Below are 15,005 nucleotides of genomic sequence, written 5' to 3' on the forward strand. Positions count from 1 at the left end.
TACAATGGGAATAGATTGAATAAAAAGCTAGGGAGGCGTGGGAAAATGGCTGAGGCTAGAACGATCGGATGGGGCATCGCGGGACCGGGAGGGATCTCGAAGCAATTTGCCAAGGATTTAGTTCACGCGAAGGGCGCGCGGTTGGTCGCGGTAGCCGGGCGGAGCCTGGAGAAAGCGCAAGCTTTCGCCAAGGAGTTCGACGTGGACCGTGCGTATGGGAGCATGAACGAATTAGCGGATGATTCGGAAGTGGATATCGTATATATCGGGACTCTCCACCCAGCGCATCGAGAGAACGCACTCACCTTCCTAAGGGCGGGTAAAGCCGTCCTCTGCGAGAAGCCCTTTACGATGAACGCCGCGGAAGCCGAGGAAATCATCCGGTTCGCCAAGGACAATCGGGTTTTTCTAATGGAAGCGATGTGGACCCGGTACTTGCCGCCAATCCGTCAAGTTAGGCAGTGGCTGAATGAAAGCGCTATCGGGGAAGTCAGAATGGTCAAGGCGGATTTCGGGTTTAATATCGGGTGGCACCCGGAAAGTCGCTTGCTGGATCCTAATCTAGGAGGAGGGACGTTGCTGGACGCCGGGATCTACCCGGTATCGTTCGCTTCTATGGTATTCGGCGGCCAGCCGCAGAAGATCATGAGCAGCGCGAAGATCGGAGCAACGGGAGTGGACGAACAGTTTTCCCTGCTGCTCGAGTACGAGGGAGGGAGAACGGCTGCATTAAACGGAGCCGTGCAATTGGGGCTTGTGAACGACGCCTATATTTTCGGCACACAAGGATATATCCATGTCCCGGTATTCTTGGCGGCGCGCTCGGCGACTTTACATATCGCCGGTAAGGATCCGGTGATATTCGAGGATGACCGTACCGTTGCCGGTTATGCTTACGAGGCGGAGGAGGCGATGGCTTGCTTGCGCGAAGGGCGAACCGAGAGCACCGTTATGCCGCTAAGCGAGACATTGGATATTATGACGACTTTAGATCGGATCAGGCAGCAATGGAATTTACGGTATCCTTTTGAATAACGGGCTTTCAACCATAACCGCCCGCAAACGATTTTAATCGTTTGCGGGGCGGTTTGTTTTAGGAGTTGAGAGGCTTAACCATATGCCAGTATGGTTTATGGTGAATCGTGATCGTCTTGTCGGCAACGTATCCGAGCTTTCGGTAGAGGGAATGAGCCCCCTCGTTCGTTTGGTCAACGTTAAGCGCGATCTTGTCATACCCGGATTCTATAGCTTGCTGTTCGGCGGCAGCGATAAGTTGCTTCGCGATTCCCTGGCCTTGGAAGTTCGGATCGACCGCGATGGCATCGATATAATACTCGTCCTCGTCGGCCTCTTGGTCGATGGCGATGCCGAGATCGCCGGTTTTTTCTCGCAAGTGCTCGACGATGGGCTCGTACAGCTTTGCGGCATCGCTGCCGTGGTAACAGAGAATCATGCCGATGGGACGGCCTTCCGCTTCTTTAACAAGAATGCAGGAATGGCTGAACCGATTGCCTTCGGCGACGATGAACCGTTCTAACTGGCTAAGGACGTCCGCTTCGTTCTTTTCTCCGGTCAACTGGTAACCGATGTCTTGAATAGCCAGCATAATAAGCTCGGCGACGGGTGTAGCGTGATGAGTCGTTGAAAGTTTTATAGTCATTGGATCACCTATGCAGGAAGTCTCGGATGTGGCTAACAGTTATCCTCATGTAACTATAATTCAACGATTGACGAACTTCAAACCCATGACATAAGAAAAACCCTCAAACGCCTTTGAATAAAGGGGGTTGAGGGTTTCCACGAACTATTATTAAAAAACGTATCTTCATTATAATGGCGTCCCAGGAGGGATTCGAACCCCCGACCGACGCCTTAGAAGGGCGTTGCTCTATCCAGCTGAGCTACTGAGACACGCAAAAAGTATCTTATCATAATCATTTTCATTCCGCAAGGATTATATTTCCTCATTGAGCTTTTTTTTGATTAGCTGAATATCCTGCAAATGAACCCTCTTACCTTGAATGGCGATCAAGCCTTCATCCTGAAGCTCCTGTAGCACTTTTGTTACTGTTTCCCGTGCGGCACCGACCATTTCGGCAAGTTGCTGATGCGTGATTTTAACGGGAATGACGAATTCGTTCAACTCGTCGCTTGAATAATCTTGCGCCAAAGTAAGCAGTTTCTTGACGATTCGCGACCGGACGTTGAGGAAGGTCAGATCATGGATTTGTTGGTTCGCCCGGCGCAATCGATCCATCGTGTAATCCAGTAAATGAAAGGCGATATTGCGGTCATTCTCGATCAGCAGTTGGAAATCAGTGCGGCGTAAACCGTACAATCGGGTCGGCATCAAGCACTCCGCGGTCGCGGAGCGGACGAGTCCGGGTTTCATAAGCGCCATTTCTCCGAAATATTCTCCCTCTCGAAGGACGGCCAAAATTACCTTCTTCGATTTGTCGAACGAATAAATACTGACTGAACCGCTTCCGATAAAAAAAATATCGTTCCCTTGATCGCCTTCGAGGAAGATCAATTCGCCTTTGCGATAGTTTTTCGAATACATATACGGGAGGAGTCGTTCAATGAGCTCGGGTTCGATATCGCGAAAGAAAGGGATAGACGCCTTTAGCATATCGCCGTCTATAAACAATTTCCACCCCTCCTAATCTTGCGCGTGCGGAATAACTTTCTCGATTTGGAAGGCCATGTGTTTCATGAGGTCGATGCGGGTATCTCGATCTTCCAATTGAATGACGGGGCGGCAGGAATTGCCTTCATTGATCGCTCGCACCGTCCCCTTTAAGCCGCCGGACAAAGTAACCCGCGTGCCTAGAGGATAGGGCTGAAATGCTTTCATGAAAGCACTAACGACGGTGTAGCTGTACGAAGAGTCTATTTTCGACATCAGGAAGTCGATTCCTTCCGATGGCAGACGACGGGTGGTCGGATCGTTCATGAAATAATCGAAATCGCTGGCCAGGCCGCAAATTTGCGAGCTTTCCAATAATGACTCGGCTTTCGCGCCATGCGGGAAACCTCGACCGTAGATTCCGTTTAATGTCGGAACCGCTGAGGGAAGCGCGAATGTCGGTCATTTCGACGGAAATGTAACGATGTCCCAATCGCTTGATACCATCGATCAGACTCTCATTTAAGGATATGCCTTGTTTGAGCATGAGGCGTCCGTCGGCGGTATATATACTCCGGCTTAGAAGATCGCCTTCTACCAGCTCGTTAACAGGAATGATTAGCATGTGTACCTCTCCTATGAAGACCTCTATCTCTCTTATAGGACTATGCTACCATTTCGGAGTTGTCGATTTCTGTAACCTTGGTTACAAAAATGGAATGAACGTCAGACCTTGGCAAAATAAACAAGGGGCTGTCTCTCGGTCATTTAACAATGACTTCTGGGACAGCCCTTCATATTTGATTAGTTTGAGTATGCATAATGGAGCGGGTGAAGGGAATACTCAACATCTTTGATTGGAAGGTTCCCTGCGGGAACAGGTAGAGGTAGATGTTGACGCGCGTCCTACTTGGATGATTCATATGAAGCGTTCACGGACGGTCGAACCGCTGATGGTTCGTTTCCCTTCCGAAGAAGTTTAGGCATAATGGAGCGGGTGAAGGGAATACTCAACATCTTTGATTGGAAGGTTCCCTGCGGGAACAGGTAGTGGTAGATGTTGACGCGCGTCCTACTTGGATGATTCATATGAAGCGTTCACGGACGGTCGAACCGCTGAGGGTTCGTTTCCCTTCCGAAGAAGTTTAGGCATAATGGAGCGGGTGAAGGGAATCGAACCCTCGCCTCAAGCTTGGGAAGCTGGCGTTCTGCCACTGAACTACACCCGCATGCGTTAAGAAACATGGAATATCATAGCATGGAACTTTATAGAAAATCAATTGTAATTTCAGAAGGAACGGAGAGTAACGGCATCCAGAGCGGGATTAGAGATGCTAGCCGCTTTATATCGGCGAAAGAGGCACCGGGACGAGGAAATTGAGTTGAGCAGCTGTTACTGCTTAGATCCACTTCTTTTAGGGAGTAATTCTAGGCACTTTTTTGTCTACTTTCACCGTAGTCGTCATCCAGCCTCACGCTAAGGAACATTGCAACCTACTTTCCCCGTAAAGATAATAGAGAAAAGGTACTCTCAGTGCGCTTCCCGGATCGTCAGCCAGAATTCGGCAGCTGTAAGATACTCTCAGTGCGCTTTGCGGAGAGTCAGCCAAAATTCGGCGGTTGTAAGGTACTCTCAGTGCGTTTTGCGGAGAGTCAGCCAAAATTCGGCGGTTGTAAGGTACTCTCAGTGCGCTTCCCGGATCGTCAGCCAACCTTCGGCGGCTGTAAGGTACTTTCAGTGCGCTTACGGGTTCATTAGTCAAAATTCGGCGGTTGTAAGGTACTCTCAGTGCGCTTCGGGGAGAGTCAGCCAAAATTCGGCAGCTGTAAGGTACTCTCAGTGCGCTTCCCGGATCGTCAGCCAACCTTCGGCGGCTATAAGGTACTTTCAGTGCGCTTCCCGGATCGTCAGCCAACCTTCGGCAGCTGTAAGGTACTCTCAGTGCGCTTCCCGGATCGTCAGCCAACCTTCGTCAGCTGTAAGGTAATCTTAGTACGCTTCCCGAATCGTCAGCCAACCTTCGACGGTTGTAAGGTACTCTCTGTGCGTTTCGCGGAGAGTCAGCCAAAATTCGGCGGGTGTAAGATACTCTCAGTGCGCATACGGGTTCATTAGTCAAAATTCGGCGGCTGTAAGGTACTCAGTGCGCTTTCCGGATCGTCAGCCAAAATTCGGCGGGTGTAAGATACTCTCAGTGCGTTTTGCGGAGAGTCAACCTTCGGCGGTTGTAAGGTACTCTCTTAGCTCTAATGGATTTGTCGGCGGCGCGTTGCGACTAAGTTCAGCCGCCGAAAATGGGGATAGAGTATTTTGAAGAACTTTTTTGGCCATCGTGCCCCATGACCATTGAGACACGGGCTCGGCCAAAGAGGCACCGAACAAGGAAATAGAGCGGAAAAGCCGCCTTAAGTTGGCCGAGAGCAGATTTCTCATTCCTCCCGGTTCTTTTTCTTTTCCCCGGTCGTTCGTGATATAATGCTGTGGACTGAGCTTGCTGCTTAAGGCCGGTTTAGACGACTTAAGTGGTAGTTCAATAAGTCCGATTTTGATCACGAAGCCGATCTAGTAGCGTACTCGACATCGAATCTTGAATTCAGCCGGGCCTTCCAGTACTCACGTAGGTTCTACCTACGCTCCGTTCCTCAGTCCCTGAGCTTCTTTCAACCTTCTCGGTGCTGAAAACCGGACTTTTTGAACATGTACTTTAAGCCGGTAAATTTGGAGGGGGTTGCCCCATGTCGGACGACCGCACGAAGGATAACCTGGTGTTGTTTCCCAAAACATTGGATTATTATCAGATACATCTGACGAAAATGTTAGAGACGGAAAGATACGGAGATGCCAAAGGGCTGCTGCTTTTCTTGTTGCAATGCCACGGAGAAGCGGAACGCCATCATACGGAATGGCAGGCGCTGCTAGGCTGGCTGAATGCCGCGTTTCCGGAAGCCGTAAGCCACTCCGAATTCGGGCAACTTGCGGAAGCGGAACAAGACGAGGACGAGCAAGAGGATGACATCTTCAGGCGCAGAGTCGAGGAGCGGTTCGAATCCGATACCGATTATATCCCGCAATTATTGGCTTCTCTATATAATGGGGATGATCCCGAGCAGCAATTGCTGATTCTAAGTCAACTGATGCACGTCGCTCACCCGGACATCGATCTGTCGTTAAGGCAGTGGCTGGCGCGCAAGGAATATATCCCTCCCGTGCAATTTCGCGCCCTTCAAGCTCTGCGGAAACAAGGGGCGGCGGGACCCGTGTCTTTTTGGAGGGACGGGGAAAGCTTGACGGTGGAATCCGGCGATACCCCGCTTGTCTTTTCCGAATTTCCGCAAGGCGTTCTGCACGTTCTGGATAGGGTTCGCCAAACGGCGGAAGTATCCGACCCGACGCTTTCTTATTTCGCGGAAGAGATGTGGAAGGAATGCGTGGAAGTCGCGTATGGAACCTCGATTTATAAAAGCATGGTCGAGGATGACGACGGCTCTTCGGACTTATGGGGAGCGGCTCTTCACCAACTGTTGATGGAGAAATTGCACGGCAAACACGGCGACGAATGGATCCGGGAGCAATACGGGATTACGGGGGAATTGCGCTTTCGTTACGAGCAGGCGCTCCGTTGGCTGCGGCAGTATTCCATCGAGCCGCGACCGAATCACACATGAGTTTAGTTTCAGCCTTGAACGCGGGACGATGTTGTTCTATAATAGAGTGGTTTATGTGAATGGAATGGCCGCATCGAAGCGGCAAGATGTTACGGAGGGGAAAGCATAAAATGACAGCAAACTGGGAAAAGATAGAGAAGAACGTTGGGGTTCTTGAGGTTGAAGTGGATGCGGAGCAAGTTACGATTGCTTTGGACAAGGCGTTTCGCAAAGTCGTACAAAAAGTAAACGTACCGGGTTTCCGTAAAGGTAAAGTGCCGCGCGGCATTTTCGAAGCTCGTTTCGGCGTCGAAAGCCTCTATCAAGACGCGATCGATATTTTGCTTCCCGAAGCTTACTCGAAAGCAATCGACGAAGCCGGCATCGAGCCGATCGATCGTCCTGACGTAGACGTTGAGCAATTCGGCAAAGGCAAATCGTTCAAATTCAAAGCTAAAGTAACGGTTAAACCGGAAGTTAAACTTGGCGACTACAAAGGCTTAGTCGTTCCTGCGGAAGAAGCGGAAGTTTCCGAAGAGGAAGTTGCGGCCGAGTTGGAGCGCCTGCAAAATCGCCATGCCGAGCTCGTAGTCGTTGATGAAGGTCCCGCGCAACAAGGCGACCACACTTCGATCGATTTCGAAGGTTTCTTGGACGGAGTTCCGTTCGACGGCGGCAAAGGCGACAACTATTCGCTTGAGCTGGGTTCCGGTTCGTTCATTCCGGGATTCGAAGATCAAGTCGTCGGTCTTAACATCGCCGAAGAGAAAGACATCAACGTAACTTTCCCTGAAAATTACCAATCGGAAGACTTGGCTGGCAAAGCCGTCGTATTCAAAGTGAAGCTCAACGAAATCAAACGTAAAAACCTGCCTGCCCTTGACGATGAATTCGCCAAAGACGTAAGCGAGTTCGATACGCTTGAAGAGTACAAAGCCGACTTGACGACCAAGCTGAAGGATCGCAAAGTTAAAGATGCCGAGCTCGCTCGCGAAACGGCGATCGTTGACAAAGCGACCGATGCCGCCGAGCTTGAAGTGCCGCAAGTGATGGTCGATTCCGAGATCGCTCATATGTTGAAGGATTTCGAAAACCGTCTTCGTCAGCAAGGCATGAACCTTGACCTGTACTACCAGTTCAGCGGTCAAGACGAAGCTGCGCTGAAAGCGCAAATGCAAGTGGATGCGGAGAAACGCGTTCGCAATAACTTGGTCCTCGAGGAAATCGCGAAAGCGGAAAACTTAGACGTTTCCGAAGCCGATATCGACGAAGAGCTGGAGAACCTGTCCAAGCTGTACAATCGTCCGGCTGAAGAACTTCGGGATATTTTCGCTGCGAACGGATACCTAGAGAACATGGGCGCGGATCTGAAAGTTCGCAAAGCCGTGAAATTCCTGGTCGACAACAGCAAATCCGCATAAATCCAACCATCACAGAAAAGGCACGTGCAACTCGCGTGCCTTATTTTTCACCCCGAATACATAAGCTCAACACCGTCTCAAGACCAACGTTCGCCCGAAAAGAACTCGTCAACATGACATTCCGTTTTGAACGTGTTAAACTATTACCGAGATTTGAAGTCCAATGAGAAAAGGGGTTGGTAACATGTTGGTACCTATGGTCGTCGAGCAAACGAATCGCGGAGAGCGGTCGTACGACATCTATTCTAGGCTCTTGAAGGACCGGATTATTTTTCTCGGAAGCGCGATTGACGACGATGTCGCCAATCTCATTATCGCCCAACTGCTTTTCTTGGCAGCGGAAGATCCAGAGAAGGACATCCACCTGTACATTAACTCCCCTGGCGGCTCGGTAACGGCCGGTATGGGAATCTTCGATACGATGCAATTCATTAAGCCCGACGTATCTACGATTTGCGTTGGCATGGCTGCCAGCATGGGCTCATTGTTGCTTACGGCCGGCGCTCCGGGCAAGCGTTTCGCTTTGCCGAACAGCGAGATCATGATTCACCAGCCGTTAGGCGGGGTAAGAGGTCAGGCGTCCGATATTAAGATTCACGCGGATTGGATCGTCAAGACGAAACAAAAGCTGAATCAGATTTACGTCGACCGCACGGGCCAACCGTACGAGAAAATCGAACGGGATACCGACCGCGACAACTTCATGAGCGCGGCAGAAGCGGTACAATACGGATTGGTGGATAAAGTAATTACCGCTCCGATTGCTACGGATAATCAGAAAGCATAAGATAGTATGAAGCGGTTTACTAAGGAGGGTTTACATGTTTAAATTCAGCGACGAAAAAGGTCAGTTAAAGTGCTCGTTCTGCGGTAAATCGCAGGATCAGGTTCGAAAGCTGGTTGCCGGTCCCGGCGTATATATATGCGATGAGTGTATCGAACTGTGCACGGAAATCGTGGAAGAGGAGCTCGGTCACGAAGAAGAGCTCGATCTGAAGGATATTCCGAAGCCGAAAGACATTCGCAACATTCTCGACCAGTACGTCATCGGTCAAGAGCAAGCGAAGAAGTCTTTATCGGTTGCCGTATATAATCACTACAAACGCATTAATTCCCAGGCGAAGATCGAAGACGTCGAGCTACAGAAGAGTAATATCATGCTTGTAGGTCCTACGGGCTCCGGTAAAACGCTTCTCGCTCAGACGATGGCCAAAATTCTTAACGTTCCTTTCGCGATCGCGGATGCGACTTCCTTAACGGAAGCCGGTTACGTCGGCGAAGACGTCGAGAATATTTTGCTGAAGCTGATTCAAGCGGCGGATTACGACGTGGAGAAAGCGGAACGCGGGATCATCTATATCGACGAAATCGATAAAGTCGCGCGCAAATCCGAGAACCCTTCCATCACTCGCGACGTTTCGGGTGAAGGCGTACAGCAAGCTTTGCTTAAAATTCTTGAAGGCACGGTTGCTTCGGTTCCTCCGCAAGGCGGACGTAAACATCCTCATCAAGAGTTCATCCAGATCGACACGACTAACATCCTGTTTATCTGCGGCGGTGCTTTCGACGGTTTGGAACAGTTGATCAAACGCCGTATCGGCAAGAAAGTCATCGGTTTCAGTTCTGCACTCGAAGGACAGAAAGATATGAAACCGGGCGAATACTTGTCGCTCGCTCAACCGGAAGATTTGCTCAAATTCGGTTTGATTCCCGAGTTCGTCGGTCGTTTGCCCGTCATTTCGACGCTGGAGCCGCTTGACGAGCCTGCATTGGTTCGCATTCTTTCCGAGCCGAAGAACGCATTGGTCAAACAATATCAGAAGCTGCTCGAGATGGATAACGTCAAGCTCGAGTTCGATAACGGAGCGCTTGAGGAAATCGCGCGCGAAGCCATCAAGCGTAATACGGGCGCACGGGGACTTAGAGCAATCATCGAGGGCATCATGCTCGACGTGATGTACGAAGTGCCGTCGCGCGACGATGTCGTGAACTGTTTGGTAACCGAGAAGGTTATCAAGGAGAAGCTGACACCGGAACTAACGACCAAAAAAGGCAAGAAAAAAGAAGAAAGCGCGTAACGGGAGCAGGACGAAAGCCGCCAACAAGGCCTTTCGGCCGACGCGGAGTTCGCCTAGATTGCCGGTTCCACCCCGCCTAAACGCGGGGTGGACTTTGGCGTATACAGGGGAGAAAAACATATGTTCAGACGTACAGATACGGTATCCGTGAAGGTCGGCGATCTTACCATCGGCGGCAACAACCAAGTCATCCTGCAAAGCATGTGCACGACGAAGACGGCCGATGTCGAAGCGACGGTCGCGGAGATCAAACGGCTTGAGGAAGCGGGCTGTCAGCTCGTTCGCGTAACGGTTAACAACAAAGAAGCGGCGGAAGCCATTAAAGAAATCAAGCGGCAGATCAGCATCCCTCTTGTCGCGGATATTCATTTCGATTACCGGTTAGCCTTGCTCGCCATCGAGAACGGCATCGACAAGGTCCGGATCAATCCGGGCAATATCGGTCGTCGCGAGAAGGTCGAAGCCGTCGTTAAAGCTTGCAAAGAACGCGGGATTCCGATTCGGATCGGGGTTAACGCGGGTTCCTTGGAAAACCACTTGCTTGAGAAGTACGGATACCCTACTGCCGACGCGATGGTCGAAAGCGCGTTGTTCCACATCGGCATTCTCGAAGAACTCGATTTTCACGATATTATCGTATCTCTTAAAGCATCCGACGTTCCGATGGCCATCGAAGCTTATACGAAGGCGGCGGAAGTCATCCGGTATCCGCTCCATCTAGGCATCACGGAAGCAGGCACGCTGTTCTCCGGCACGATCAAGAGCTCGGCGGGACTCGGCGTATTGCTGAACCATGGGATCGGAAACACGATGCGCATATCCTTAAGCGCGGATCCGGTTGAAGAAATCAAGGCGGCCAGAGAGTTGCTTAAGGTGTTCGGATTGATTACCGACGCGCCGACGTTGATTTCCTGCCCGACCTGCGGTCGTCTGGATATCGATCTGTTCGCCGTCGCCAACGAAGTCGAAGAGTATTTGTCCAAGCTTAAAGTTCCGATCAAGGTGTCCGTCCTCGGCTGCGCGGTGAATGGACCGGGAGAAGCGCGCGAAGCCGACATCGGCATCGCCGGAGCCCGCGGGGAAGGCATGTTATTCCGGTACGGCGAGATGATCCGGAAAGTTCCCGAAGCGGAGCTCGTAAGCGAACTGAAGAAGGAAATCGACCAAATCGTGGCCGCTTACGCGGAGACGGGCGTTATTCCGGGGCGTAAACATGGTTAGAATGAAGAGGTTAGCGTTAACCGTCATCGGTTTAGGATTACTGGTCGTTACCGCATGCGGGAAAGATCAGGCCGATCATGAAGAACATCTCAGCCATGCTCCTAACGGGGATCTTAGGGAGGTTACGGCTTCCGCGGAGAAGCTGCCTTCTTTTCTGGAGACTCAGCAAGAAGCCGTGCAAGTCGCTTATCAAGTCGCCGGTCAGCTAGGGGATACGCTGCAGTGGATTCCTTGTTATTGCGGTTGCGGCGACAGCGCCGGACATAAGAGCAATTTGAATTGCTTTATTAACGAGGTGCGGGAAGACGGTTCGGTGGAATGGGACGATCATGGGACGAGATGCGGGGTTTGCGTGCAGATCGCCATGGTGTCCGCCCAGTTGAAGCAGCAAGGGAAAACGAATCTCCAAATTCGCGAGTACATCGATAACAAGTACGGTTCGGGTTATGCCAATCCGACGGACACTCCGATGCCTTCCAATTGATCTGAATGAATTGCGGGATGATAAATGATGGTTCGCATAGGGGATGTGAAGGAATTCGCACTCAATAAACAATCGATCCAAGAGCTATGCGGACCCGCCTCTTACATGCGCGGAGAAGCGTATTTCCGCGCGGGTCAGGTTCTGTCCGTCAGGACGGAAGCCGAAGGAGCCGGGTACCGCGCAATCGTAAAAGGATCGAATCGCAACCGGTACGAGGTTGAAATCGTAATCGACGGAGACGGGGAGGTAGGGGCTTCATGCGAATGCGCCGCCTACTCCCCGCTTTCTTTTTGCAAACATATCGCGGCCGTTCTGTTAAAGCTCGCGGATGCGACCGCCGAAGAGTCGCCTGCCGAGACCGATGAGATCTCCGAGAAGGATACCCGCCTGACGAAGCAGGTTATCTTCTTGTTCGACCGCGTATTAAGCGGACAGTCGGGGACTGAGCCTAACGCGATCGACGAAGACGGATTCGATATGCAGCAGCTTGAAGTAGAGTACTCCTGCAAGCTCGTGAAGAGCTTCTCGAACAAGCCTATGTTCGCCGTATCGATGAAAGTCGGGCTATCGAGGCTCTATATCGTGCAGAGAATCAAAGATTTCTTGAAGCACGTGGATGCGGGAACCTCCATGTCGTTCGCGAAGCATTTTTCGTACGATCCTTCAGAGCACAAGTTCAAGGAATTCGATGCCCGGTTCGTTCAGTTGCTGGTCGAAGCGATGAACGTCGAGGAAATCTACAAGGATTTGTTCCACTCTTTCTCCTCATACTCTCACAGGGAAGAGAGGATATTGGTCATTCCTCCGGCGATATGGGAGAAAATGCTGCCGCTCTTGGAGCATGTGAATATCAGCTTCGAAGACAAAACCGTCGGTACGCATCCGATGGAACTGATGGATGGCACGTTGCCGATTTCGGTGCAATTGAATAAAGCCGGAGGCGAAGGGTACCAGCTTGAGATCGAAGGACTTAAAAACTCCACGTTCATGGACAATTACGGCGTCGCAATCGTTAACGGATTGCTGTTCAAGTCCGATCCCGAGCAACTAAAGCGGATTTCGGATTTGAAAAAAATGTTCCATTACGAGAAAAACACCCGGCTATTGATCGCTCAGGACCAAATCGAAGCGTTCATCGACAGAGTCGTTCGAGGGTTGAAACAGTTCGTGAACGTGGACATCTCTCCGCAAATCGCCGATCGGATCATCAATCCGCCGCTCAGCGCCAGACTGCATTTGGATTTTGAAGAAAGCAGGCTGCTAGCGAGGCTTGAATACGTATACGACGACATCGTTATCTCCCCTTTACCGCAGAAAGCGATGAAGAATGCCAGGGACGACGTTATTCTGATGAGGGACATCGATCGGGAAAACCGCATTATGGCGCTAATCGAGCGCGCATCGTTCAAGTTTAACGGGCGCGACGTCTACTTGGACCACGAAGACGACATTTACGATTTTCTGTACGATATATTGCCTCAACTCGGCGATGACGTGGATATTTACGCGACGGATTCGGTAAGAACGGTCATGCGCACGGTGGAATACCAGCCTAAAGCCCGCATCGACGTCGATATCGGAACCAACTGGCTGGAAGTTTCTTTCGACATGGAAGGCATGGACGAGCAAGAAATTCAGAATCTGCTGCGCAATATCGTGGAGAAGAAAAAATACTATCGGCTCCCCGGCGGTCAATTTCTTTCGCTCGAGCAGGAAAGCTTCCGGGAAATTAACCGCTTATTCGAGGAACTCGATCTCAGGAAGCCGGACATGAGCGGAAATCGTATTCGGATGCCCGCCGTGCGCGGATTCCAGCTCATGGATCAATTCGGCAAAAATTCTCCCGGAATTCAGCTTGGGAAGACGTTGCGCAAGTTGTGGGATAACTTGAGGAATCCGGACAACCTCGACTTCGAAGTTCCTTCGGAGCTTGATTCCGTGCTGCGCGATTACCAGAAATACGGGTACCAATGGTTAAAGACGTTATCCCATTATCGGCTAGGCGGAATTCTTGCGGATGACATGGGATTGGGTAAAACGATTCAAAGCATTGCGTACATCGTATCGGATATCGCGCAAGTCGAGGAAAACGGGAAAGCGGATGAAAATGGGGAAGCAGGCGGTAAAGCCGAAGCGGACTCGGTATCTTCTCCGGTTCTCATCGTGTCGCCGGCATCGCTGATCTACAATTGGGAACGCGAATGCAAGAAGTTCGCCCCGCAGCTACGAACGGTCGTCGCCGCGGGAGACCGTCAGGAACGCAGCGAGATGATGTCCGAACTGAAGGACGTCGACGTATGGATCACATCTTATCCGCTTCTGCGAAGGGATATCGAGTGGTACGAGAAGATGAGCTTCCGCACCGTGTTCCTTGACGAAGCGCAAGCGATCAAGAACCATGCCTCGCTTACTTCCCATGCGGTCAGACGTTTGCAAGCCGGGCAGCGCTTTGCTCTCACCGGAACGCCGATCGAGAACTCGCTCGACGAACTCTGGTCGATCTTCGACGCCGTATTCCCTGGGTTGTTCAGCGGCAAAAAATCGTTCACGGATTTACCCCGCGATAAAGTGGCGCGTATCGTGAAGCCGTTCATTCTTCGCAGGCTTAAAGGAGAAGTGTTGAAGGAACTGCCCGACAAGATCGAAAGCGTGCAGCCTTCCGAGCTGTCGACCGAACAAAAGCAACTTTACCTAGCTTACTTGGAGAAGCTGCAATCCGATATCGTGAAGGATTTGCAAACCGAGGGCGGCTTTCAAAGAAACCGCATGAAGATCTTAGCGGGATTAACTCGGTTAAGGCAGCTATGCTGCCATCCGGCTCTTTTCCTGGAAGGCTACGAGGGATCGTCGGGCAAACTGGACCAGTTGCTCGAAATTATCGAGGAATGTCAAGGCAGCAGCAAGAGAATGCTCATTTTCTCCCAGTTTACGTCGATGCTCGATATTATTCGGCAGCAGTTGGACGAGCGGGACACGCCGTATTTTTATTTGGACGGTTCTACGCCGTCGGCGCGGCGGTTGGAAATGTGCGACGAATTCAATGGCGGCGAACGGGATATTTTCCTGATTTCGTTGAAAGCCGGCGGGACGGGACTTAATTTAACCGGAGCGGACACCGTCGTCTTATTCGACCTATGGTGGAATCCCGCGGTGGAACAGCAGGCGGCGGACCGCGCGCATCGCATCGGACAGAAGAAGGTCGTTCAAGTCATCAAGCTCGTCGCTCAAGGGACGATCGAGGAGAAAATGCTGGAGCTTCAGCAGCGGAAGAAGGATCTGATCGACGAGGTCATCCAACCCGGAGAAACGGCGTTATCGACGTTGTCGGAAGAGGATATTCGCGAGTTGTTGGAAATCTAATAAATTGGCATCGAGACGTTCCCCCGATGACTATATCTGCCGGTATTCGGGCAATACTACCATGTATAGCCCGGGTGCCGGTTTTTTTACATTTCAGATAGCGTAAAATCCAGACTACTTTTCTGAAATGTCTCCGACATAAACGTTCCCCCACCATCCCTAAGGAC

The 15,005-nt window shown here is 51.2% G+C and carries 11 protein-coding genes and 2 tRNA genes; 8 read left to right on the forward strand and 5 right to left on the reverse strand.

The genetic code is table 11. The annotated features are described in order from the left end of the window. The first annotated feature begins 45 nt into the window (after positions 1 to 45). Positions 46 to 1,035 (forward strand): Gfo/Idh/MocA family protein, encoded by a 990-nt coding sequence (locus HH215_RS00240; protein ID WP_169278068.1) that lies wholly within the window; start codon positions 46 to 48, stop codon positions 1,033 to 1,035. A gap of 58 nt (positions 1,036 to 1,093) precedes the next feature. Here HH215_RS00240 and HH215_RS00245 read toward each other — a convergent pair whose 3' ends face one another. The 5 genes from HH215_RS00245 to HH215_RS00265 all read right to left on the reverse strand — a co-directional run bounded on the left by HH215_RS00245 (position 1,094) and on the right by HH215_RS00265 (position 3,858). Further along, positions 1,094 to 1,660: a GNAT family N-acetyltransferase gene (locus HH215_RS00245; RefSeq protein ID WP_169278069.1), complete on the reverse strand. Its 567-nt coding sequence runs from the start codon at positions 1,658 to 1,660 to the stop codon at positions 1,094 to 1,096. 174 nt (positions 1,661 to 1,834) lie between these two features. After that, a tRNA-Arg gene (locus HH215_RS00250) sits at positions 1,835 to 1,911 on the reverse strand. A gap of 43 nt (positions 1,912 to 1,954) precedes the next feature. Beyond that, positions 1,955 to 2,650, reverse strand: coding sequence for a Crp/Fnr family transcriptional regulator (locus HH215_RS00255; RefSeq protein WP_169278070.1), 696 nt, complete (start codon positions 2,648 to 2,650; stop codon positions 1,955 to 1,957). Positions 2,651 to 2,662: 12 nt separating this feature from the next. Then, on the reverse strand, positions 2,663 to 3,004 hold the full coding sequence (locus HH215_RS00260; RefSeq protein WP_169278071.1) for a hypothetical protein: 342 nt from the start codon (positions 3,002 to 3,004) through the stop codon (positions 2,663 to 2,665). 780 nt (positions 3,005 to 3,784) lie between these two features. After that, positions 3,785 to 3,858, reverse strand: a tRNA-Gly gene (locus HH215_RS00265). A gap of 1,507 nt (positions 3,859 to 5,365) precedes the next feature. Between HH215_RS00265 and HH215_RS00270 the strand changes: the two genes are divergently transcribed. The 7 genes from HH215_RS00270 (at position 5,366) to HH215_RS00300 (ending at position 14,838) form a co-directional block, all read left to right on the forward strand. Beyond that, the gene (locus tag HH215_RS00270; protein ID WP_169278072.1) at positions 5,366 to 6,295 is read left to right on the forward strand and encodes a hypothetical protein; all 930 of its coding nucleotides are present in this window, start codon (positions 5,366 to 5,368) and stop codon (positions 6,293 to 6,295) included. 110 nt (positions 6,296 to 6,405) lie between these two features. Further along, positions 6,406 to 7,695, forward strand: a complete 1,290-nt coding sequence (gene tig, locus HH215_RS00275; protein WP_169278073.1) for a trigger factor — start codon at positions 6,406 to 6,408, stop codon at positions 7,693 to 7,695. 184 nt (positions 7,696 to 7,879) lie between these two features. After that, positions 7,880 to 8,482, forward strand: coding sequence for an ATP-dependent Clp endopeptidase proteolytic subunit ClpP (gene clpP, locus HH215_RS00280; protein ID WP_169278074.1), 603 nt, complete (start codon positions 7,880 to 7,882; stop codon positions 8,480 to 8,482). Positions 8,483 to 8,516: 34 nt separating this feature from the next. Then, a complete protein-coding gene (gene clpX, locus HH215_RS00285; RefSeq protein ID WP_169278075.1) occupies positions 8,517 to 9,773 on the forward strand; it encodes an ATP-dependent protease ATP-binding subunit ClpX in 1,257 nt (418 codons plus the stop codon). A 120-nt stretch (positions 9,774 to 9,893) separates the two neighbouring features. Further along, the gene (gene ispG, locus HH215_RS00290; RefSeq protein ID WP_169278076.1) at positions 9,894 to 10,994 is read left to right on the forward strand and encodes a flavodoxin-dependent (E)-4-hydroxy-3-methylbut-2-enyl-diphosphate synthase; all 1,101 of its coding nucleotides are present in this window, start codon (positions 9,894 to 9,896) and stop codon (positions 10,992 to 10,994) included. A gap of 1 nt (position 10,995) precedes the next feature. Continuing rightward, positions 10,996 to 11,478 (forward strand): PCYCGC motif-containing (lipo)protein, encoded by a 483-nt coding sequence (locus tag HH215_RS00295; protein WP_174887658.1) that lies wholly within the window; start codon positions 10,996 to 10,998, stop codon positions 11,476 to 11,478. Between the two features lie 24 nt (positions 11,479 to 11,502). Next, a complete protein-coding gene (locus tag HH215_RS00300) occupies positions 11,503 to 14,838 on the forward strand; it encodes a DEAD/DEAH box helicase (RefSeq protein WP_254450318.1) in 3,336 nt (1,111 codons plus the stop codon). Positions 14,839 to 15,005 lie beyond the last annotated feature (167 nt).

The organism is Cohnella herbarum (assembly GCF_012849095.1).
GTDB lineage: Bacteria > Bacillota > Bacilli > Paenibacillales > Paenibacillaceae > Cohnella > Cohnella herbarum.

Coding starts and splice junctions, on each gene's coding strand:
- HH215_RS00240 (WP_169278068.1), top strand. CDS start 46: ATGGCTGAGGCTAGAACGATCGGATGGGGCATCGCGGGACCGGGAGGG.
- HH215_RS00245 (WP_169278069.1), bottom strand. CDS start 1,660: ATGACTATAAAACTTTCAACGACTCATCACGCTACACCCGTCGCCGAG.
- HH215_RS00270 (WP_169278072.1), top strand. CDS start 5,366: ATGTCGGACGACCGCACGAAGGATAACCTGGTGTTGTTTCCCAAAACA.
- tig (WP_169278073.1), top strand. CDS start 6,406: ATGACAGCAAACTGGGAAAAGATAGAGAAGAACGTTGGGGTTCTTGAG.
- clpP (WP_169278074.1), top strand. CDS start 7,880: ATGTTGGTACCTATGGTCGTCGAGCAAACGAATCGCGGAGAGCGGTCG.
- clpX (WP_169278075.1), top strand. CDS start 8,517: ATGTTTAAATTCAGCGACGAAAAAGGTCAGTTAAAGTGCTCGTTCTGC.
- ispG (WP_169278076.1), top strand. CDS start 9,894: ATGTTCAGACGTACAGATACGGTATCCGTGAAGGTCGGCGATCTTACC.
- HH215_RS00295 (WP_174887658.1), top strand. CDS start 10,996: ATGAAGAGGTTAGCGTTAACCGTCATCGGTTTAGGATTACTGGTCGTT.
- HH215_RS00300 (WP_254450318.1), top strand. CDS start 11,503: ATGATGGTTCGCATAGGGGATGTGAAGGAATTCGCACTCAATAAACAA.